General features: G+C 36.7%; 18 protein-coding genes. 12 read left to right on the top strand and 6 right to left on the bottom strand.

The genetic code is table 11. The features are described from left to right. The 3 genes from ACTWQL_RS03635 to ACTWQL_RS03625 are packed head-to-tail and all read left to right on the top strand — an operon-like array spanning position 1 to position 3,899. Positions 1 to 1,416: a lipopolysaccharide biosynthesis protein gene (locus tag ACTWQL_RS03635; RefSeq protein WP_443141051.1), complete on the top strand. Its 1,416-nt coding sequence runs from the start codon at positions 1 to 3 to the stop codon at positions 1,414 to 1,416. Positions 1,417 to 1,428: 12 nt separating this feature from the next. Next, positions 1,429 to 2,481, top strand: coding sequence for a non-hydrolyzing UDP-N-acetylglucosamine 2-epimerase (gene wecB, locus ACTWQL_RS03630; protein WP_443141050.1), 1,053 nt, complete (start codon positions 1,429 to 1,431; stop codon positions 2,479 to 2,481). Positions 2,482 to 2,519: 38 nt separating this feature from the next. Continuing rightward, the gene (locus ACTWQL_RS03625; protein ID WP_443141049.1) at positions 2,520 to 3,899 is read left to right on the top strand and encodes an O-antigen polymerase; all 1,380 of its coding nucleotides are present in this window, start codon (positions 2,520 to 2,522) and stop codon (positions 3,897 to 3,899) included. A gap of 28 nt (positions 3,900 to 3,927) precedes the next feature. Here the strand turns inward: ACTWQL_RS03625 and ACTWQL_RS03620 are convergent, their stop codons facing one another. From ACTWQL_RS03620 to tagD, 6 genes are all read right to left on the bottom strand, one after another. After that, the gene (locus ACTWQL_RS03620) at positions 3,928 to 5,430 is read right to left on the bottom strand and encodes a SpoIID/LytB domain-containing protein (RefSeq protein ID WP_443141048.1); all 1,503 of its coding nucleotides are present in this window, start codon (positions 5,428 to 5,430) and stop codon (positions 3,928 to 3,930) included. A 4-nt stretch (positions 5,431 to 5,434) separates the two neighbouring features. Further along, a complete protein-coding gene (locus ACTWQL_RS03615; RefSeq protein ID WP_443141047.1) occupies positions 5,435 to 6,109 on the bottom strand; it encodes an SH3 domain-containing protein in 675 nt (224 codons plus the stop codon). Between the two features lie 45 nt (positions 6,110 to 6,154). Next, entirely contained in the window at positions 6,155 to 8,605 is a 2,451-nt protein-coding gene (locus tag ACTWQL_RS03610; RefSeq protein ID WP_443141046.1) for an N-acetylmuramoyl-L-alanine amidase, read from the bottom strand. Between the two features lie 233 nt (positions 8,606 to 8,838). Continuing rightward, positions 8,839 to 9,861 (bottom strand): LCP family protein, encoded by a 1,023-nt coding sequence (locus tag ACTWQL_RS03605; protein WP_443141045.1) that lies wholly within the window; start codon positions 9,859 to 9,861, stop codon positions 8,839 to 8,841. Between the two features lie 172 nt (positions 9,862 to 10,033). Beyond that, the gene (locus ACTWQL_RS03600) at positions 10,034 to 11,185 is read right to left on the bottom strand and encodes a CDP-glycerol glycerophosphotransferase family protein (RefSeq protein ID WP_443141044.1); all 1,152 of its coding nucleotides are present in this window, start codon (positions 11,183 to 11,185) and stop codon (positions 10,034 to 10,036) included. After that, complete coding sequence (tagD, locus tag ACTWQL_RS03595; protein WP_443141043.1) at positions 11,178 to 11,576, bottom strand: glycerol-3-phosphate cytidylyltransferase; 399 nt, start codon at positions 11,574 to 11,576, stop codon at positions 11,178 to 11,180. The genes ACTWQL_RS03600 and tagD overlap by 8 nt, the downstream gene beginning before the upstream one ends. Before the next feature lie 371 nt (positions 11,577 to 11,947). On the opposite strand from tagD, the gene ACTWQL_RS03590 reads away from it, so the two are divergent. From ACTWQL_RS03590 to ACTWQL_RS03550, 9 genes are all read left to right on the top strand, one after another. Beyond that, on the top strand, positions 11,948 to 14,071 hold the full coding sequence (locus ACTWQL_RS03590) for a CDP-glycerol glycerophosphotransferase family protein (protein WP_443141042.1): 2,124 nt from the start codon (positions 11,948 to 11,950) through the stop codon (positions 14,069 to 14,071). A 390-nt stretch (positions 14,072 to 14,461) separates the two neighbouring features. Continuing rightward, positions 14,462 to 15,286, top strand: a complete 825-nt coding sequence (locus ACTWQL_RS03585) for an ABC transporter permease (RefSeq protein WP_443141041.1) — start codon at positions 14,462 to 14,464, stop codon at positions 15,284 to 15,286. 15 nt (positions 15,287 to 15,301) lie between these two features. Further along, positions 15,302 to 16,108, top strand: a complete 807-nt coding sequence (gene tagH, locus ACTWQL_RS03580; RefSeq protein ID WP_443141464.1) for a teichoic acids export ABC transporter ATP-binding subunit TagH — start codon at positions 15,302 to 15,304, stop codon at positions 16,106 to 16,108. Between the two features lie 304 nt (positions 16,109 to 16,412). Beyond that, positions 16,413 to 17,462, top strand: a complete 1,050-nt coding sequence (locus ACTWQL_RS03575; RefSeq protein WP_443141040.1) for an acyltransferase family protein — start codon at positions 16,413 to 16,415, stop codon at positions 17,460 to 17,462. 219 nt (positions 17,463 to 17,681) lie between these two features. Beyond that, positions 17,682 to 18,830, top strand: coding sequence for a non-hydrolyzing UDP-N-acetylglucosamine 2-epimerase (gene wecB / locus ACTWQL_RS03570; protein ID WP_443141039.1), 1,149 nt, complete (start codon positions 17,682 to 17,684; stop codon positions 18,828 to 18,830). Between the two features lie 158 nt (positions 18,831 to 18,988). Beyond that, complete coding sequence (locus tag ACTWQL_RS03565; RefSeq protein ID WP_443141038.1) at positions 18,989 to 19,759, top strand: WecB/TagA/CpsF family glycosyltransferase; 771 nt, start codon at positions 18,989 to 18,991, stop codon at positions 19,757 to 19,759. Positions 19,760 to 20,060: 301 nt separating this feature from the next. Continuing rightward, entirely contained in the window at positions 20,061 to 21,332 is a 1,272-nt protein-coding gene (locus ACTWQL_RS03560; RefSeq protein WP_443141037.1) for a glycosyltransferase, read from the top strand. After that, positions 21,322 to 22,656: a flippase gene (locus ACTWQL_RS03555; RefSeq protein WP_443141036.1), complete on the top strand. Its 1,335-nt coding sequence runs from the start codon at positions 21,322 to 21,324 to the stop codon at positions 22,654 to 22,656. The genes ACTWQL_RS03560 and ACTWQL_RS03555 overlap by 11 nt, the downstream gene beginning before the upstream one ends. A gap of 15 nt (positions 22,657 to 22,671) precedes the next feature. After that, positions 22,672 to 23,580, top strand: coding sequence for an NAD-dependent epimerase/dehydratase family protein (locus tag ACTWQL_RS03550; protein ID WP_443141035.1), 909 nt, complete (start codon positions 22,672 to 22,674; stop codon positions 23,578 to 23,580). Positions 23,581 to 23,616 lie beyond the last annotated feature (36 nt).

The raw sequence follows: 23,616 nt of genomic DNA, 5'->3' as shown, positions 1-23,616 counted from the left end.
TTGTTGAACCAACTCAAACGATTAGGAGGGGATTCCCTCCTTTATGCATTGATGAACGTGGGAACAAAGCTGATCGCTTTCTTGATGCTCCCCATTTACACAGCCTATTTAGGGCAAACAGAAATGGGGGTTTTTGATGCAGTCGATGCAATGACTGCCATGTTGACCTTTTTCATCATTTTCGGAACGGATAATGCATTGGCCTTTTATTACTATGACACAGAGGATGAAGAGAAAAGAGATACTTATGTCGAAACAGTTTTGACTTTCCGCTTAGGGATTTCTTTAATTCTACTTGCGATTGCCCTACTCTTCGGTCCTTGGATATCACAACTTGTTACAGATAGTAAAGATTATGCACATGTCGTCTATATAGCCATGATTGTACTTGTATTCGAAGCGATCATAACGTTGATTTTGACGTTGTACCGTTTCCAGTTCAAAAGCCTTAAGGTAATGATTTATACTGTCCTAAAGCTAGGTCTTGTAGCATTATTATCATTTATTATTTTAAAATTCTTCTTACCAGGTGTAGAAGCGATCTACATCGGACGAGTGATCAGTATGGTCGTGGTCGTAGCCTTTTTAGTACGACCAGTCATCAAGTACCTGAGATTTAAAATCGATTATGAAGTTTTAAAGAAAATAGTTGTGTATGCAGCCCCCCTAGTACCAGCGTCCTTAGCTTTCTGGGTCATTACCTTCGCAAACCGTTTTTTCATTGTACATTTTGATGGGGTAGCTACGAATGGTATTTACGGGGTGGCTGTCAAGTTCGCAACTGTAATTACGTTACTTACTTCCAGTGTTCAGATGGCATGGCGTCCCTATTCAATGTCTATTAAAGAAAAGCCGGATGCTAAAAAGATCTTTGCGAAGTTTTATTATATTTTACTTATTCTAGGAATTATAGGCTTACTGGGTATTGCAACCGTAATTCCATTTGTATTGAAATTCATGATTCCGAATCCTGAATTTGCGGATGCGACCAAATATGTTGCATTATTAAGTGCGGGGACATTTTTGAACTTTTATTATTTGATCATTTCAGTTGGTTTGTTCATTGAGAAAGAAACCAAACCGATTTCTTATTACTTCGGAATAACTGCCGTTGTAAGTCTGATATTGAACGTGGTTTTGATTCCGTTGTTTTCCCTATGGGGAGCAGCTGCTTCAGTTGTCCTTTCATACTTGCTTGCTAACATAATGATTTTCAGGCGGAGTCAACAAGTATACAAAGTTCCAGTCTCAGTTTGGAAAATAGCTTTTCTATTTATAAATGGAATGTTAGCTATGCTGGCAATTGTATATATTCAGGAATTTACAGAGTTACGTTTTATCTGGGTTTTCGTACCCTGGGTGTATTTCCTATTGATGGGCATAATCTCAAATATATGGAAAGATATTAAAGTGTAAGGAAGTGTCATAATGAAGGTAATCACGATCTTAGGGGCTCGTCCTCAATTCATTAAAGCAGCACCAGTATCAAGGGTATTACGTAAAAATCATATAGAAAAAATTGTCCATACCGGTCAGCATTACGATAAAAACATGTCTGATATCTTCTTTGAAGAGCTCCATATCCCTAAACCAGACTATCATCTAGGAATAGGATCCGCGTCACATGGAAAACAGACGGGTGAAATGCTGATTGAAATCGAAAAAATTCTATTAGAAGAAAAGCCTGATTATGTACTTGTATATGGTGATACGAATTCGACTTTGGCAGGATCATTAGCAGCCTCCAAACTACATATACCTGTGGTTCACGTAGAGGCTGGGTTAAGAAGTTTCAATAAGAAAATGCCAGAAGAAATCAATCGAATTATGACCGATCATGTATCTGAATTTTTATTTTGTCCTACTGAAACAGCTGTTAGAAATCTTAATGATGAAAACATCCATCACAATGTTCTCAACGTTGGGGATGTTATGTATGATGCTGTCTTATATAATCAACAGCTTGCAGAAAAATCAAACATTCTTACTGATAAAGGACTAGAAGAGGACAACTATCATCTCATTACTGTTCATCGAGCAGAAAACACTGATAGTATAGAAAATATTACAAATATCCTTGAGTCATTTTCTAAAATTGATGCTGTAAAGGTTTGGCCGATTCATCCTAGAACAAAGAATAAACTGAATGATCTAGGTATGGACCTTCACCGTATTCCAAACTTGAAAATTATTGAACCAGTCGGGTATCTTGATATGATCAAGTTGGTCAAAAGTGCGTCTAAAGTTTTGACTGATTCAGGCGGTGTACAAAAGGAAGCTTATTTTATGGAAACCCCATGTGTCACGTTAAGAGAGCAGACTGAATGGGTTGAAACCCTTGAGGATGGGGCAAACGTAATTGTTGGTACAGATGTTGATAAAATTGTAAGCTATGCAACTAGTGACACTAAACCTAACTATAAGAATGTTTTTGGTGATGGAAAAGCATCAGAGAAGATTGTAGAATCAATTACGAAATGATTTGATATTACAGCACATGGATTAGGAGGATCACCACGTTGCTTTATATTGTTCTATGGTTGATCGTTTTAACAGCTTCTATGCTCTTATTTAAACGAGTTGCGGGGACACTGTCTTTGTTAAAGCCGAATATGATTTCAATAATATTTTATTATTCTTTGTTAGTCTCGAGTTTTATTGGCCCTTTATTGATAGTTCTTGATATAGATCATTATTATATGATCAATAAATTGAATCATAAAGAGGTAGAAGTTAACGGCTTTTTCTTTATCTGTTTCATCATGATTTTCATCCCTTTATCCATGTTGTTCATTTCAAAGGTATTCGGGTTTCGGCCGAAAAAAGAATTGCTGGATTACATTAATAAGCCTGCTGCCGAATTATTTGAAAATAAGAATGAATTCTATGTGGTTTTTCTAGGGCTATCCTTTCTAGGGATAGGTGCTGTTGTTTATACATTGTTAATGGTCGATCGTGTTCCTTTATTTGCGATGTTCCAAGGGGCCGATAACTTAGCAGCCCTTCGAATCAGTGCTTCACATGATTTTCAAGGTAACACTTTAATCCGCAATATTTTTGGAATGGCACTTACTCCTTTATTGTCTTTCGCAGCTTATATTTATTGGGCGGAAACGAATAAGCGTAAATGGATGTTGTTGTTTTTTGCATTGTTCATAGCTTCTATTCTCATCAACACATACTATTTGGCGAAAGCTCCAATTTTTTTCTATATCCTGATGTTCATTCTTGTAAGGATATATGTTAGGAAAACGATTCTGACTGTTCCAAAGGTAGCTGCAATCGGAGTTACAGGTGTTATTGGGATTGTTTTAATGTACGTTTTTGTAATGAACGAAACGAATATCAGTTCTTTTTTATCTTATTCGTCTGGCCCGGTAGGAAGGTTGATTCTTGCTCAGATTTCTCCTTTTTATCTCCATCTTGATTTGTTTGGAAGGGAGGCTCCCTTTTTATGGGGCCAAAGTCTTCCTTCGACTTTAACGAATCTGTTTGGCTATGAACAGATTCGATCTGCAGCACTGGCAATGGAAGTTTATTTTCCAGAGCGTGTCAAAGAGGGGACTGCGGGTGTATTAAATACGCTTTATGCGGCAGAAGCTTATGCAAACTTTGGTTATACAGGTATCATATTGGGTACTTTATATGTCGGAATGATTATTCAGATCATTTATATAACCTTCCTGAGATTACCTAAGCATCCGATATTTTTAAGTTTGTTCATCTACTTTACGGTAAATATTCCGCGGGTTGTTGTAGGTGGGTTCATGGATTTTCTTTTCAATCCGCTTTGGCTAGCGGTAACGATCATTTTACTTTCGATATTAGCCTTTTTAAAGTTTAAAGTAGATTTCTTAAGTTACTGGAATAGGGCAAAGGAACATTATAAAAGAACATAAAAAGCACGCCACGGGCGTGCTTTTGTTATTATCTAGATACAGTTGTATTGGGGAAGTAGTGTTTAACGATATCAACAGCTTCCCAACCATTTTCTGCGTAACCCTTTGCACCATATTGGCTCATACCGATTCGGTGCCCCCAGCCTTTCCCATTCAGGGTGATCGAGGCGGGATCTGTATCTTTTTTGATGATACCATTTGCCGTTTGGATTTGAACTTCAGCTGTAGATATGGATGTGGTCCCATTACCTAGCTGTACAGATTGTCCAAAAATACCAAATTGATTTAATTGAGAGTTCTGTAATTGTACACCATATTGTTTATCCAAGTTCATGTTAAACCAATTAGACTTTAGAAAGCCATAGCTCCCGGATATCGGGAAAAGGCGTCTTATCTGAAGTTCATTTCCGGTGATGGTTTTTTCACCGTTAGATGTTAGCAATGTAACACCACGGACCTCGCCATTTGCACCTGGTGTTTGGAGCTTGACATCATGTAAAACTGTTCCAGAACTGAAATCAAATTGTTCCAATAATGTTCTTGAACGGAAGGACTCTGACCAATTGCTATGTGGAGAGGATTCATACTTATCTACCACACTTATCAAGTAGGGAAAGGAAGCTTGGTTCGAATTCCATACATCTCCGACATTTGCTGTTCGTCCACCACTGGTTGAATGGAAAAAGGTTTGAACGGGCTTTCCATTATATTTTACAATCAATCCATTCGTTGCTTGAATGGCAGCATTACTTCTGGAATCTTCTCCATCATATCCATAGTACACTTGACTAGAAGTATTATCTTTCAAATACATGCTATTCGCAGCATAACTCCTAGCGACGATTGCCTGGGCTTTCAATGCTTCAGAATGCCAACTGGCAGGCATTTCTCTTGGTACAACACCTTTTAGGTAATCTTCCATGTCTAGTTTATTTACAGCAGTCATTTTACTACCTTCAGGTTTTAACTCTAAGCTACCTCTGTAATTTTTGTTATTGATATATATAAGAGGTAGTGTTGGGGCATTCCGGATAAAGGTTGTAGCAGAAGATACCCATCCAGTTTCATTATTACCAGTGGTTACGTTATACCACGTTTCTCCTTTACCATTAACGAATGAACTGTTATAAGTAGCACTTTCGACTTTCGATAAGGTCTCTTTGACAGGATAATGATCCATAGCACCACTTCTGACATCAGTGGTACTTGTGAATTCAGCATATTTGGGTTGTGTGGACAGCTCATTCAGATGAAAACCATTCGAGGAGGAGAAGCTTGTCCCTCCAGAAGTGATTTTCCCAGGTTGAACCGATAAATAAATTCCCGGCCGAATATATGACTTTTGCCCATTTTGCTTATTCGTCAGTAGGTATACTCCGTTTACTTTAAACGAATAATTGGAGCTAGAGTATATTTGTACATTGACTGGATTCGGATAAGATTTACTTGAAATTTGTGCAAAACCCTTAGAATAAGGGACTAACGAAAAAATCAATGTAAGTAAAAGGATACCTGTGAATATTTTTTTCATGCTCCTATTGCACCTCGCAATAAGCAGCCTTTACCCATCCTCTTGTACCGTTGGAGAGCTCAATGTTATACCATTCTTCACCTAAATCATTTACAAAAGTAGAAATGAAATCATGTGTACTACCTGCTTTTAAATCAGCAACAACCGCATAGCTTGAAAGTGCGCCTCTATGTAGAGTAGTATCTGATTTGATTTTTACACTTGTAGGTTTCGGGACTTCTGAAGTCGAAACGTCACCACTGTTGATCCATCCATACAAAGAACTTGTCACTTGTACTCGATACCATAATCCACTTGTCGATTCATGAGAGTCTACTACTGACAATTCAGTACCTTTGATTTTCGTTGCGACAACTTTATAGCTATCTAAGGCTCCTGAATGAATCGTTGCAGATGACACAGAAACATAGACAGTTGATGGTAGTTCATCTTCAGATCCGCCATCATATTCACCGTTTTCAATTGCTTCTTTCAAACTATTGATTTCTGCTTGTTGGCTTGAAATGGTGGATTCCAATTGTGAAATCTTACTATTTACACCTGATAATTGGGAGTTAACCCAATCCACACTTGCAAGCAATACGTTGCTATTCGCTTTTCCTTGATATGGTGCAAGTGTCCCTAAAAAAATCCCTAAACATAATGTGACAGCAATAATGATAAACTTTTTCCCTTTCAACCCTGTTTCCCCCTTAAACGTTTTCCTTTCTTATATCGACAACTATTAAAATTGATTGAAGTATTTATCTAATCCGATCCGGATTCCTTGTGCCGCTTTCTTCAAATAAGAATCCTGTTTCAATAGAGCTTCTTCTTGTGGATTTGAAAGAAAACCTAATTCGACAAGGATACTTGGGAGTTCATTGTTACGGTTTACATATAAATTACCTTCTTTTACACCACGGTTATAAGAGCCTAAGGCAGAAACTAAGTCACGGTGCACATAATTTGCCAACTCTCTACTCTTGTAACCATTAAAGTTATAATCTGTATCGATATAGGTTTCTGTTCCACGAGCATTACTGTCAAAGTAATTATTTGAATGAATGCTTATGAAGGCATCATAATCAGATTCATTTGCAATTTGAGTCCGTTCACTTAATTCCAAGAAGGTATCCTCAGAGCGTGTTAACACAACTTCAGCACCTCTTGCTTCTAGTTCCTTCTTAAGGAACTCAGCAGTTTTTAGATTGACAGATTTCTCAGTCATATTACTCGGGCTAATTGCCCCTGGATCATGATCTCCGTGACCCGCATCGACAATCACTTTTTTTCCGGCAAGACCAAATGGAACAACTTTAACGGTCAAAGAATCTTTGTAATCACGAATTGTATACGTATAGTTTAAATTGAAAGTAATATTTAGCGTGTTTTTAGTAGACTCTATTTTACTGATCCCTTTTACTGAAAAAGAAGGGAGCTGTACGCGTGTAAAGTCTCCAGTTATTTTCAAAACATTACTCGATGAATTAGAGTAACTTACATTGAAATTGACATCCTTTTCCCAAACGAGAGTAGGATTTCCATCTGATTTCGTATGGACGGTTGGAGTGAGAAGTGCTTTAGGAGATACTGCGGCTGTATTCCTTTCTAAAACCCATCCTCTGATACCAGAGGCCGTTTCTACATTTATCCAATCACCGAAATTCCATAATTTCAGTAATGGTGTACCGTTTGTAACCGTGGTGTTTGCTGAATATCCTTCAGAAGCTCCTCTAAGGAGATCGACATTTGTTGTAGGATATACGAAAGTACGATCATTTAGATTAGCGTAGACTTCCCAAGAAGGTAACCAGCCTGCCGTTCCATTTTCTGTACGCACGTTCACCCATTTCTGGCCGTAGTCATTAATGAATTCTCTTAAAACGGTTACCTTTTCCCGATATGAGAGTACCGTAGTCGTTTTGTAGCCAAACATTGCCCCACGTTTTAATTCACTTGTAGTTGTTCCTACATAACGGCTTTCCTCAATATGAACAACTTCATTAGAAAGTAGGGGAGCATAAATCCAGCCAAATTCCTCGGAAGCAAACTCTACCCTGAGCCAATTTTCCTTCTCACTATTTGTAAAGGTATCCACGACTTTTACAGCAGATCCTTTAGGTAAGGTTGCTACCACGTCGTAAGAAGTCGTTGCCCCTTTTCGAACATTTGCATTTTCCACATTGACGTACATCTGTTCATTCAGGACAGGTTTTTCTGCCAAATGAATTGCTTGGATCCAACCTGCTAATCCTGATGATAGTTGAACACGGTACCAAAGCTGATTTTCAGAATTGGTAAATTGATCAATTACGTCAAGCTGTTGATTTCTAACAACTGTTGCTACCGTTTTGTAATCCGTCATCGCACCTCTATGTACAAATGCTTGTTCCGATGAAACAAACAGCGTATCTATGGTTGGTTCCTCAGGTTCATCTTGTTCTACTGCTTTTTGAATAGAGGAATCAATAACCCAGCCTTTTATATCTCCTACAGCTACGTTATACCAAATTTCTTCGTTATGATTGACAAAGTAATCCAGAACTTTCGCTTGTTCATCTCCAGATAGTGTATAAGTTACTCTATATGTAGATAGTGCTCCTCTATGAACGGTAGCCTGATCATTTATAGCTTGTATGTATTCTCCTACCAATGCGTCTGCTTCAGGATAGGACTTGGTATCTGTCAAATACTCTGAAAAGACCCAGCCCTGTATTTCACCTAAATCAACGTGATACCATTTTTCATCAAGCTCATTGATAAAATAACCAATTACTTTCACATCTTCATTCGTTTCAATAGAAGCAACTTCACGATAAGATGCCAATGCCCCTCTATGCACTTGTACAACATTATTCCCTGTATGCATGGTAACATCATCAATATCATGGTATTTGGCTTCTTTTTTTATTAGAAGATCTGAATATACCCATCCTTTAACACTGCCTAAATCGATTCTGTACCACAGTTGACCATTATTATTCGTAAATTGATCAATTGCAGTCACTTCTTGACCGGAAAACAACTGAGTGACAACTTCATAGTCTGTTGAAGCTCCCTTTCGGACATTGACATAATCCCCATCAACGACCATTTCAGTAGCTGAAAAGCTAGAATCATAATTTGCGAAACTAACTGATGGAGCCACAAGAGCTGTCGAAATTGCAAGACTTGAAGCGACAAATTTCTTCACCTAATTCACACCTTTTCCCAAAATTTATACATTTTACTACATAATAAGATAGATCTCGCTTTTTTACTATAGATTTACAAAAGATTAGGATAAGATTACAAAACTTGGTTCTAAAGAACTGCATCTGTAATAAATATATAAGAATAATTCCTTATGATGGTAATAATGGAAAAAAGAAAAAGCTATGATTTAGATATCATAGCTTAAGAATTATAAGTGAATAATATATTATTCTATTGTTGATTCATGTCCTCAGAGGTGGAATGATCTCCAATTTCTTCGTTGTTCAGCTCTAAAACTTCTTGTAATCTCGTGGATACTTTTTCAATAGATTCATCATATGCAGCGTAATAATACACATTATTAATATAAGTGTTTTCGCCTTTGATATTCAATGTTTCAAACTCTTTATTTTTTAAATTCTCATAAAAGCTTTTTAGACCGAACATCTCATTTAATGTTATATTCGTATTTACATCGTCTCCTAACTGAGTGACGACATTATCAATTCTGGTTACGGATTTAAAGGAAATTGCATTATCCATTATAGAAGAGAGTACTTCTTGTTGTCTTTCGTTTCTTCCAAAATCACCGCGTGGATCCTGCTTCCTCATACGGACATATGCTAGAGCTTCCCGGCCATCCAAATGCATGTTTCCTTTTTGGAAGTTTATATATTTTCCATCCATGTCTTTTTCCTTGAAGTCAAATGGAACATTGACATCCACACCACCCAATTCATCTACTACATCAACAAAACCATTAAAATTAGTAGATACATAGTAATCGATAGGAATATCCAATAATCCTTCTACAGATTCAATAACTGCTTTTTCTTGCTGCCCTTTTTTTCCATAGGCATAAGCATGTGTAATCTTATCTTTGTATCCTATCTCAGGAATATATGTCCTTGTATCCCTGGGTATACTTACCATGACCATTTCTTTTGTTTTGGGATTTATAGTCACGACCAGCATGACGTCAGATCTGCCAGAATCCCCCTGGTAATCTTCAATTCCCATCAATAGTATGGAAACGGGATCATCTCCCATAGATACTTCCTCTTTGCGTAAATCTGACTTAGGACGATCTAACTCATTATAAGATTCATTTGCAGCGCTTTTGATATTGTATGCAAGATAACCTCCGTAACTCACAAGCCCAATTACTAAGAATATGCTTGTCAACAAGAAGAGTTTTAAGACTCTCCTTAATGATTTGCGTTTCCTTTTTTTACGTTTCATCCTTGAATTCATCTAAAAAACTCCAATTCATATTTAAAAGTGTCCATTTAGATATTTTACCATAATTCCGGACGTGATTGATTGATTTTAGTAGACTTCAAAATAATTTCAAAAAACTCCTTATATCAACATTAAACCCGAATGACAAGCTTTGTTTGAAAAGCCATATCATCCGGGTTCTTTTTCATTTATATAATTCTTCAATTAAAGCTTCACTGGAGTTTCCGTTAGAATATTGATTCCATATGAATGCGAAATCATTTATTTTTTTCAAGTCAAAATTATTATTCAGTATGAATGTAATAATATCATTTGTATTTGTAGCAATTGGACCGGGAATATTGTTATTATACTCTTCCCAAAATCCTCGTTCTTTTTGGTATTCCTTTAGATCATAAGCATAAAAAATCATAGGTTTTCCAAGTAAAGAATACTCAAACGGAATGGAAGAGTAGTCTGTTATCAGATAATCAGTTATCAATAACAAGTGATTCATTGAATGATGATCTGTAACGTCATAAACAAACCCTGGAAAGCGTCTGCTTAAATTAAAATTCACTGCCGGATGCAAACGCAAAAAAACCACATAGTCATCTGACAATTCTTCACGCATCTTTTTCAGATCCAATGGAATATCTGAGAGGTCAAATTCACCTTCTCTAAATGTCGGTGCGTATAAAATTACTTTTTTAGTTTTTATTATTGGAAATTCGTTCGTTAAAATATTTACAGCAGTTTCATGTTTTGCTTTATCAAAAAAGAAATCAGTTCTAGGAATTCCTGTGCGTAAAATTTTTTGTTCTACTGCTCCAAAGCTTTCCTTGAATATATCAACCATTTTTTCGGATCCGACTACGATATGAGTAAAACGGCCATAAACATTCTTAAATCTTCTTTTGGCTGAAGAACTTCTTTTGTGGATGGAAGGGTCCATCAAGCCAAATTTCTTGATTGCTCCTGCTGCATGCCAAAGTTGCACACATTTAACATCAGGGTGGAAATCAGTAACATCTAGAAAACCAAAATAATTATCTACAAGAACCATTCTAGAAGTGCTCAAATGATAAATAGATTTCAGAAAGTGAATCAGATGCGGTGATTCAAAGTCATAGACCTTTGAATTATTTATCGTGTTGAATGGTACCTTGCAGCTCGGTTCTCTTAATATGATAATTTCACTATCATATATATTCGATAAAGCATTAGCCGCATAATATATATTATCCCCAAAAGAAGCAACAAAGGTTACTTTGTCCTTTTGGGGAAATTGTTTGAATATAGTAAAGAGCATTTTGAAAACAAACAAATATGCTCCAATCAGAAGTTCTCTAACCATTATTAACCAATAATAAATCTTTCTTGATCTTACTTGTAGAAATACCAACAGTACGAGGAAGATACACCACTTCAGTATATTCCTTTAAAAAGTCGAACTTTCCTTCCCAATCATCCCCCATTACAAATACATCGATTTCATTATCAATCACATCTTGAATCTTTTGATCCCAATGGTTTTCTGGAATGACTTTATCTACATAGCGGATCGACTCAAGAATCGTTTTACGGTTTTCATAACTATGATATGCTTTTTTATTTTTGAGAGCATTGAATTCATCAGTAGATACTGCCACTGTCAAATGATCTCCTAATTCTTTCGCGCGACGAAGTAAGTTTATATGGCCGTTATGGAGTAGATCAAATGTACCGTATGTCAATACTTTTTTCATTGTTGTTTCCTCCTATTAAAACTATATATTCGCTCATTCTACTGTTACGTCTATGATGAGTATGGTAATATATTAAATTTGCAGAACTGTAACACAGTCTTTACAATCCATTAACAATCCAGCTGCTTATTAATACCACGTTAGTAGACAATTTAAACTTTTAACACAAGCTTTACAAGGGGAAAATGACTTTTGGTAAATAATTCTAACGAACCATTATAATCTTACCAATTATAAACAGTCATTTTTGCCAACTCAATTTAAAAGTTTCATTCGAATGATTTGAATGGAATAATGAATACTAAACTTGCCTAGTTAAATATATTCGACTATGGATAACGTTTTGAGGGATGAGAGGAGCAGAAATGACAATGCATAATCAAGAATTGGACCATTTGAAAATTCTTAATATCCAATTATCAAATCAAATATATAAACTAGAGATTGCTGTTAAACAATCTTTCCTCAGCGAAGATAATCCGTTAAATTTCTGTCTAGCGAAAAGAAACAAAGAGGATCAAGAAGTTTATCTAGTGTCATCTGTGAAAGATACAATAAATGATTTCTCCATATTTGAAGTGGAAATTTCTTTTGAAACTTTCCAGAAAGACACAGATATAGAAAATATCTGGGATATGTACGTCTGTAAAAAAACAGAGGATGATATACTGAAAAAGAGAATTAGAAGTAATCATCAGCATTTCAGTTTCCTTTCCATTTTGGTTGAGGAAGATAAAAAAATGTTTTATCCCTTTACAACAAATAAAGGAAACCTATCCTTCAGGTTTAATGAAATCACTTTATTTACAGTAGTAGAAGATATTCAAATGTCTAAAGACGGGGAACTTTATCTCAATGGCTTTTTCAATTACCCTCTATTTCATAATAAAATAGAAGCAAATATCAAAGCAATATCGTTAATAGCTGTTAATAAGGATGGGGAAGAAAGGTCATTTGACATAAAGCAAGTGGAACGGCAAGACTTCCCCACCACGTATCCAAATAATGTAGTCTTTACAGGTAATGGTATAGAGGGATCAGTTGATGTAGGTTCAATATTAAATAAAAACTCAAATGAAACGTATAAGTTTTTCTTGGAAATTGAATATGAGTTTGCGGGAAGTATGGAAAGAATAAAAAGTAACTGTATCACACTATCTCATGAACTTACCAACCCGTCACATATTATTTTGAAAGCTAATGGTAAACAAAAAAAAGTAAGTTACAAGGGTACGAAGAAAGCAAATTCACTTATATTAACACTCAAAGATTATAACGTTGTTAAGGAAACAGTTAGCCTGATAAGATCCAAATGGGTAAAAATTAGAAGAAGCGACTACTTGAAAGAAATGTACAAGGTTGTCTTCTATCTTTTAGGAAGAATCATGCCGGCTGATCAGAAGTTGGTCATGTTCGAAAGCTTTCTAGGAAAACAGTATAGTGACAGCCCAAGGGCTATTTACGAATATATGTTGGAAAACAACCCTGAGTATAAAATGTATTGGAGTGTCGATCGAAGACATTTAAAATTCTTTGCAGACAAAGATGTGAAATATGTAAGAAGGTTTTCCATCAGTTGGTTATTATTGATGACTAGAGCTAAATATTGGGTTTCTAATAGTAGATTACCGCTCTGGATTCCTAAACCAAAGCATACAGTCTATCTGCAAACATGGCATGGTACACCATTAAAAAGGCTTGCTGCTGATATGGATGAGGTCCATATGCCAGGAACCAATACGACAAAATATAAAGAAAATTTCTTAAGAGAAGCAAGTAAGTGGAATTATCTGGTCTCACCGAATGGTTATTCGACTGAAATATTCAGAAGAGCATTCGCCTTTGATAAAACGATGATTGAATCGGGTTATCCACGGAATGACTTTCTAATTAACTGTAATGATATGGAAAATATGAATCAGTTGAAAGAAAGAATGAATCTTCCTAAGGATAAAAAAATTATTTTGTATGCTCCTACATGGCGTGATAATCAGTTTTATGCCAAAGGGAAGTACAAGTTCGATCTCCAGCTTGATTTGGATAAAATCAGAGAGGAACTTGGGGAAGAATACATTGTGTTGTTAAGGATGCATTATCTTGTAGCTGAAAACCTGGATTTGTCTGGTTATGAAGATTTTGTTTATGATTTCTCATTTCATGAAGACATTAGAGAATTGTACTTGATATCGGACATTCTGATAACTGACTATTCATCCGTCTTTTTCGATTATGCGAATCTAAAAAGACCGATGTTATTCTTTGTATATGATATTGATGATTATAGAGATAATCTGAGAGGATTCTATTTCGAGTTCGAAGAAAAAGCACCCGGACCTTTGACAAGAACCACTGAAGAGATCATTAAAGAGATAAAACTTATCAAGGAGAATGGATTCTTACCATCTGAAACAACGGAAGAGTTTTACAAGAAGTTTTGTTATTTAGAATCTGGGGAATCTTCGAAGAGAGTTGTAGATGAAGTGTTTGGGAAATAAATCATAACATCTTACGTTCTTCGTCTGGCTGTCGAATTTGATCGACGGCCTGTTTTATTAATTTAGGCTGTTTGCGCAAACTTTGTTGCTCTTGAAAGTCGTTGATTTCCGCTCCAGGATGCTCACTTTCCGCGGGTGAACCGCAAGAGTGTCCTATTGAAATATTATATCTTTACTGTTTAGTAGTTGTACGTCTCTAATTTTACAGACTTTATATTTTTTCTGTAAAGGGGCGGTTAAATTTCTATAAATATGTACGAACTACTAATTGGCACGCGGAGCAATGTGCTCAAGTTTACAATTATGTATCATTTGTTGTGTTTTAATAAGCATGAAAGTATAATTTGAGAAGAATTTATCATTCAAAAGTTACACAGGAAGGACTATAGTATGAAATCCGTAATCACTGTGATTAAAGAACAGATTGAACACTTCTACTTAGTTAGAAGGTTATCTTTATATGAATTGAAAAGTTCGAACAGCAATAATTACTTAGGTATGGCGTGGGAGCTCATCAATCCACTGATCCAGGTAGCGATATATTGGTTTGTATTTGGATATGGTATTAGGAAGGAAGCGGATATCCCATTGGACAACGGATTGGAAGTTCCATTTCTTCAATGGATGCTTGCTGGAATTATCATTTGGTTCTTTTTCTATCAATCGACAATAAAAGGTTCTAAATCGATTTATACAAGGCTGAGAATGCTCTCAAAGATGAACTTTCCAATGAGTGTCATTCCTAACTATATTATTTTTTCACAATTTTATATCCATGCGGCGATGTTTGTCATCACGGTCTTAGTTATGCAATTTTCAGGATTTCCGATAAATATCTACTATTTGCAGTTCATCTACTTTACTTTTGCGACATTCATGTTTATCTTTGCACTAGCGTTAGTCACATCAACACTTGCAACCATCATTCGAGATGTGCAAATGTTTTTACAAGCGACACTACGTATGCTGCTCTACCTATCACCGATTTTGTGGCAGGTTTCAAATATCGACAATGCGTTTATACAGTTGGTTATGAAGGTCAATCCGCTGTATTATTTAATTGAAGGGTATCGCGCCGGATTCTTCGGATTGGGCTGGTACTTTATTGAAAACTGGGAATACACGTTGTATTTCTGGGCTGTAACTGGTCTGCTCCTTTTCATTGGCGCGACAATACATGTGAAATTCAGAAGGCATTTCATCGACTTTCTATAGATGAGAGGAATCAATATGGAAAAAGCGATTATCGTCAAAGACGTTTCGAAAAAATACAAATTATATAAGAAATCTTCAGAGAAAATATTGGATTTACTTACACCTAAAAGCTATGGTGAAGATTTTTATGCTCTAAATCATGTGGATTTTGAAGCTGATAAAGGTGATGTTGTAGGGTTTGTCGGGATCAACGGTTCTGGAAAATCAACATTGTCGAACATCATTGCGGGGATCGTCCCTGAAACAACCGGTTCTGTGACGTTGAATGGACAAGCAGCATTGATTGCGGTTGCTTCAGGTTTGAAAGGTGATCTGACTGGTAGAGAAAATATCGAACTCAAATGTCTCATGCTTGGATTTTCAAAAAAAGAAATTCAAGAAATGGAAGAGGATATCATTGATTTTGCAGAATTAGAGAAATTTATTGATCAACCAGTAAAATCCTATTCAAGCGGAATGAAATCACGTTTAGGTTTTGCAATCTCTGTAAATATCGACCCCGACATCCTGATCATTGATGAAGCATTATCTGTAGGAGATAAAGCGTTTGCTGAAAAATCTCTGGAAAAGATGAAAGAATTCAAAGCTAAAGGGAAGACGATGATTTTCGTTAGCCACTCAATTGGCCAGATGAAAAAGTTCTGTGAAAAGATCCTCTGGCTTGAATTTGGAACCGTCAAAGATTTCGGTCCTGTGGATGAAGTGTTGCCTAAATATGAAGAATTTCTAAAGAAATATAAAAAAATGTCTAAAAAAGAGAAGAAAAAGTATAGAGAAGAAGCCTCCAAAAAGAATGCTGAGCTGAAAACAGCTACAATTTGAACAAAGAAGGGGCTGTCCAAAAAGAAAAGTGTCAGACACCTCCAACACAACATTTTGTATCAAAACCACGATTTTTCTCAAAATGTTGTTAAGTTCGGAGAGACTCAGACACTTATTGGACAGCTCCTTCTTTTTTGTTTGCATAAGCGCTTTATGCAACCTTTTGGAGGTTTGAACCTTATTAAGATTTTGTAATGATTTGGAATATTGCGTTGCGACACTAAAATCGTTTTGTTAATGTATCTTAGTATGATGGGTATTCGACAGAATTCGACAAACACACTTTAGTTCGTAGGTGATAAGTATGATAAAGGAATGGAACCTATTACGCTTTATTGCTTGCTTGAGTATTGTCTTTCTTCATAGTACTACTCAAACAGGGATTTCTGCAGGTTATCCGCAATCTGAATTTTATAACCTGGCTCGACTGTTATTTTGTTACGCAACTCCAACGTTCATTGTCTTATCAGAAATTATTTTGGCAAATCGTTATCCCGATCGTTTAGGAGAGGGGTTTTTCCGCAAACGAATAAAGTGGATCTACTTTCCCTTTGTTTCGTTCGCCATTATAGATGCACTGGTCACATTTAATTTGAGCGGTTCGATCCAGTTGAAGGATAAAGTTCTTGATAACGTTTTGTTCGGTATGTTTGAAGGGTATTTTGTGTTGATCATTTTGCAATTTTACATCTTGCATTATTTAGTCATTAAGTTCAATATTCCGATGAAAATTTTGCTGCCGCTCAGTTATGTCGTTATGTTTGCTCACCTTCACTTTTTGAATTACTCAGATTTAGCATTCATAAAGGATAACCGGCATTATTTGAAACTGCCATTCACAGCCTGGTTTGGTTATTTCACTACAGGTTATTTGATTGGACGCCATTATAAAAAGGTCATTGAATTCTCAAGAAAATATAAATGGTACATTCTGACCGGTGTATTGATCGCTGTGTATTTCATTGCAATGAATTATAAATTCGGTTTTACAAGTGTTAATTCTAAACGGTTCGATTTATTCCCATTTGTCATTTTAGGGAGTCTGGCGATTCTTACGTTTGGAAAATTCGTTCCTAACTCGAAAATTATAAATACGATCAGTAATTATTCATTCGGAATTTATTTATTGCACTGGCAAGTCCAGCGATATGTTGGCCCTTATACAGCAAACTTTTTTGAACATACAAGTACACGTGTGATCGGGTTGTTCTTTGTAAGTCTCCTATTATCTATGGGGATAATTAAAATGATTTCAATGCTGCCTTTCGGCTCGTATATAGTTGGAAAAACACAGAAGAAACAAAAGAATCATATCGTTCGATCAAGTGCGATGGATTCTCCTGTAACACGGTGAATTTAGTACATTCGTAACTCTACTAACAATAATCCTTTAATAATTTTAATCAGTTGTTAAGGGACTGTCCTAAAAAAAGTGTGAACTTCCCCAAATATTGTTAAATTCGCAGTGACTCAGACTCTTTTGGGACAGCACCTTTCTTATAGAAAAAATTAACAAATTGTAGATTCTGATATAAAATGTATACAAATGTTATAAATTGATAGGGGAATGATAATGAACACAAAATTAAAGGTAATGACCGTCTTTGGAACACGTCCTGAGGCTATTAAAATGGCTCCTCTCGTATTGGAGTTGGAAAAATATACAGAACAAATAGAGCCTATTGTGACTGTAACTGCCCAACATCGCGAAATGTTGGATCAGGTTCTGGCTACTTTCGGAGTTACCCCCGATTATGACTTGAATATCATGAAAGAAAGGCAAACTTTAGGGGGAGTAACTACACGTGCCCTTGAAGGGCTTGAAGATGTCATGAGGAAAGCTCAACCTGACATCGTTCTCGTACATGGTGATACGACGACCACTTTTGTTGCCAGTTTGGCTGCTTTTTATAATCAAATTACAGTGGGACATGTAGAAGCAGGTTTAAGGACTTGGCACAAGTACTCCCCATATCCAGAGGAGATGAACCGTCAGCTTACAGGGGTATTATCAGATTTGCATTTTACACCAACTGAAAAATCCTATCAAAATTTAATTCAAGAAAATAAAAATGAAACGTCTATCTACTTAACTGGGAATACAGCAATAGATGCTTTGAAAACAACTGTTAAGACTGATTATACCAATGAAGTTTTGCAACATATCGGGGAAGACAGGATGATTCTTTTGACAGCACACAGAAGAGAGAATGTAGGGGAACCAATGAAGAACATCTTCGGTGCTGTTAAACGACTAGTAGAAGAGCATAATCATCTTCAGGTTGTCTATCCAGTACATCTGAACCCAGCTGTTAGAGAGATTTCAAAGGACATTTTAGGTGGGAATGACCGGATTCACTTGATTGATCCTCTTGAAGTTATTGATTTTCACAACTTCGCATCAAGAGCAGAGCTTATTATGACGGATTCTGGCGGTGTTCAGGAAGAAGCTCCGTCTTTAGGTGTTCCAGTCCTTGTTTTACGTAACACAACCGAGCGTCCTGAAGGGATTCAAGCAGGTACATTGAAATTGGCTGGAACCAATGAAGAGGATATTTTTAATATGGCGAATGAACTTTTGATTGATAGAGTGGCATACAATAAGATGGCTAAAGCTTCTAACCCTTATGGCGATGGAAATGCGTCAAAGCGTATTGTAGAAGCAATTCTTTTTCATTTTGGAATGAGAGAGTCCCGTCCAGATGTCTTTAAAGAAAAATAGTGTAAAATCTTCCTTCAAAAGTAAAAGGCACCAATTACGCTTATATTACATTTTTGCTGAAGACCTTTACATTTATCCTTCTAATGATGATAATACATAGGAGTATTGACCTTGTGTTAATACAGTGTTAAAAGTCAGTAAATTTAGGTGATGCTCTTATGGAAAATATTTTGGATAAGACCATAATTGGTAAAAAGGATCAAGTTGAAATTCTAGAGGTTCCTTTCATAAATACAACAAGAGATCAATTTTTAGACATAATTACAACTCATATTGAGCGGAAAGAAAAGAAGTTTATTATTACGGCTAATCCTGAGATAGTGATGCAGACCTTTAAGGACTCATACTTTAAACGAATTATTCAGGAAGCTTCCTATGTAACACCTGATGGCGTGGGAATTAAAATTGCGTCAAAAATATTGGATAAGCCAATACTTGAACGAATTACTGGATTTGAAACAATGATTGACCTTCTTCAGACCGCTGCTAAGAATAAACATAACGTTTACTTTTTAGGAGCTAAAAATACAACAATCAAAAAGGCTGTCGAAAACGTACAGCTGAAATTTCCAGGTTTACAAGTACAGGGATACCGTGATGGTTACTTCACTAATAAAGAAAGTGTAGAAATTCGTAATGAAATTAAGAAACTTCAGCCTGATCTAGTTTTTGTGGGACTTGGCTGTCCTCGACAAGAAAAATGGATTTACGAAAACATTGATCATTTCAATAAAGGTATTTTTATGGGAGTTGGAGGGAGCTTTGATGTCCTGTCAGGTGAAGTGAAAAGGGCCCCTCTTATGTGGAGGAAACTTAACCTGGAATGGTTTTATAGACTTGTCACCCAACCGTGGCGAATTAAAAGGATGTTAGAATTACCCAAGTTTTTATTAAAGGTTTTTAAAGAAAAAGTTGAAAATGGTAAATAAGCGAATAATATGTACGAATCAAAAAGCAGAAAAACATCTTGTTTTTCTGCTTTTTTTTAATTTGATAAGCTTTTTTTTTTGAGAATAAATATGTATCTTTTTATCATACTTCTATAATCATCACTAGAAATGTCGTCAATATTTATTCCACACACACGAAGAATTAATTAGTGATAGGGTAACTTCTTATCTGAGGAAGTCAATGTTTCGGAAAAGCTATCTCAAAACCCTTTTAACATTTGGTATAAAAAGTGAACCAATCTGCTAAAAATTAAACTAACGAAAAAATGAGGGATTTTCTATGAATTCGACCTTGATCGTATTAACACAAAACTTTCCATACATGCCTGGAGAACATTTTTTTGAGACTGAACTACAATATCTACACAAGGACTTCCATAAAATCATAATATCTCCTGTAGCATATACGTCTGAGAACGAACAAAGAGAAGTGCCTGAGAACGCCCAAGTAAAACCATTTAAACAAAGCAATAAAAACTTCAAAACACTTGCCTATTTTCACAGGCTTACTTTATTGTCTGATGCTCAGGCTATGAAATGGTTCATTAATGAATATGGTTCAGCACGACAATATGGACTGCCTGGAATTTTGAACTTGATCAGTTGGTTAGGTATGGCGGTTAAAATCCGGAATCAAATTGAACGTCATTATGTGAAAAACAACACAAACCTTTCAGAGTGTGTTTTCTATTCCTATTGGCTAAGTCCAGCTGCGGTTGCTATAGGAATGCTTAAGGAAAAATATGGGGAAGCTATTAAGGGTGTTTCAAGAGCACATGGAGGAGACTTATACGCTTATAGACATACACCGCCGTACCTTCCATTACAAGGAAAGACTATTACGAACCTTTACAAGATTTACACCATTTCGGCTGATGGGAAAAATTATTTACAAAATCAACATCCTCACTTAATTCCGGCTAAACTTTCGGTTAGTAGACTGGGAACAGTCGGGGGAGAACAAACCAATCCCCAGAATAAGGAGGAGCAACTCCACATCGTCACGTGCTCTTATATGGTCGATGTGAAACGATTGGATCTGCTCATTGAAGCATTGAATCGAACAAAGCTGAACGTGAAGTGGACGCATATAGGAAATGGTCCGTTATGGGATCAGCTTAATGAACTCGCAACAGAAAAACTTCCAACTAATGTGGAGTGGGAGTTTCTCGGGTTTATGAATAATGCTCAAATTCGAACGTACTATCAACAGACCCCGGTTGATCTATTCATGAATGTGAGTGCGAGCGAGGGAGTCCCGGTTTCGATCATGGAAGCGTTCAGTTGCGGGATCCCTGTAGTGGCAACAGATGTTGGAGGTACGTCCGAACTGGTCAATGATCAGAACGGAAAGCTGCTGGAGAAGGAGGCCTCACCAGAGCAAATTGCGGAGGCAATCGAGGCGTTTGCTGCTATGTCGGACCTTGAATATGATTCAGCAAGTAAACATGCCTATGAAATGTGGGATGAAAATTATAATGCAGAGAAAAATTACGCTGAATTTTCCAAGCAACTAGTCCTATTAGGAGGAAACCAACAACATGAAGGCTAGGAATAGCTTTGCGAAAAACAGTTTTATCACGATTACACGACAATTCACCAGTATCCTTCTTGGGATGTTGCTATTGATCGTACTCGCAAGATTTCTTGGCCCATCCGGACAAGGTCAATATACACTCGTTATCTTATTGCCCCAGTTGTTAATGACGTTTTTGAATCTAGGGGTCAATACATCGACGATCTATTATGTAAGTCGTGAAGAGATCGACGTTGATTCAGCAGTAAAAAACAATTTATATATTGGTATTTTCTTAAGTTTTGTTTCGATTCTGATCGGAATGGTGATTGCGCTCTTTTTTTCAGATCAATTTTTTGAAGAAGCATCAACAACATTTTTGTTATTGAGCTTGATCGCATTGCCGTTCATGTTTTTGAATATCTATTTTCAGACCGTATTCCAGGGATTACAGCAATTCGGTGTGTTTAACACGATATTGATCATTACGCAATTAGGTACTTTGTTTTTTGTTAGCTTATTCATCATTGTGTTGGATTATGGACTCACTGGAGCTGTCGTAGCCTTTATTTTAGGGCATTTGATCACGACAGTTTCAATTGTTTATATCCTGTATGCCAAATTCGGCTTCAGGTATGAAAAAGGGGTTTTCAATCTTGCATACTTCAAAAAGTCAGTCATGTTTGGATTGAAAGCACATATAAGTAACGTGATGTCTTTTTTAAACTATCGAATTGACCTTCTTTTGTTAGGTTACTTTCTGAACCCTGCAGCAGTAGGAGTTTATGTGACAGCCGTCAATATCGGGGAGCGAATATCGATACTATCGCAATCCCTATCGACGGTCCTGCTTCCCAGGATCGCATCGGTTGATGATGAAAGGGACCGCAATCGCGTTACATCGATATTGACGAGAAACTTTTTAGTCTTTGTACTGTTGTTGACGATTGGTGTTTTTTTCTTTGCCGATTGGGTGATCGATTTGTTATTCGGGGCTCAGTATGAAAAGAGTTCAAGCCTGTTGAAATGGCTCATCCCCGGAGTAGCGGCATTATCGATCGACAGGCTCCTATCAAATGATATCGCCGGACGTGGGAAACCTGAGGTGAACATGTATGTTTCACTCTTCAACGTTTTATTCAACGTCGGTTTGAACATCTATTTGATACCTCTTTACGGTGTGGTAGGGGCAGCCGTAGCGACTACGGCAACTTATATTTTAAGCCTTATTATCAAGATCTATTTATATAAGAAAGTGACAAGTTCAAATTATCGCAGTTTCCTTTTGATACAAAGAGAGGATCTTTATCTCTATTCAAATTTATTCAAGCAATTGAAAACGAAAATGGCTGACAGATAATCGGAGGTTTTCTGAATGAAGGTCTTACTAACAGGCGGGGCAGGCTTCATTGGAACATACACGAAAGATCTTTTGAAGGAAAAAGGGCATCAGGTATTGATTGTGGACAATTTGTCTACAGGCAATCCCGACAATATCGGACAAGATGACACCTTCTATAAGGGTGACATCCAGAACCTTTCAGATTTGAAAGGGGTAGACGATATTGATGTCATTATCCACCTCGCAGCTCAGATCCAGGTCCCTGTCTCTGTTCAAGACCCGATGTTTGATATGGAGCAGAACATTGCTGGAACCATTAAAGTAGTAGAATTCGCGAAAAAAGCAAATGTTAAGAAGGTCATCTTCGCATCATCGGCAGCAGTTTACGGTGACAATGACCAATTACCGATCAAGGAAGAGAGTATTTTAGAACCGATGTCGCCTTATGGCATATCAAAAATGACAGCTGAAAAGTATGTAGAGATTTTATCCGGCATGTACGGCATCGAATTTGTCATTCTGCGCTATGCCAATGTGTTCGGAGCAAAGCAGACCGCGAAAGGTGAAGGTGGCGTAATCAAGATTTTCTACGATCTTCTTGCTGAAGGGAAGACCCCGAAAATCGAAGGGGATGGGAATCAGACAAGGGACTTCATCTATGTAGAAGATATTGCGCGGGCTCATTTATATGCACTAGACACGCCAAACGGGACGTATAACCTGAGCACGAACACTGAAATCACGATTAACGAACTATGCAAGCATATGATTGAAGCGATGGGGAGAGATGTCACACCTGAGCATATCGAAGCTCGTAAAGGCGACATCTACCGGAGCTGTCTCGATAACTCTAAATTCAAAAAAGCTTCAGGATGGGTGCCAGTCTATTCCGTTGAAGCTGGAATCAACAGCATGATAAACGAACTTGATCATAAATTCTAAGATTGTTGGTCCAATCAGTACAAAAGTCACTCGACA

The sequence above is a fragment of the Pseudalkalibacillus sp. R45 genome (assembly GCF_052246725.1).
Lineage (GTDB): Bacteria > Bacillota > Bacilli > Bacillales > Fictibacillaceae > Pseudalkalibacillus.
Note: the sequence above shows the minus strand (reverse complement) of the source record. Positions and strands in the feature narration are given on the sequence as shown.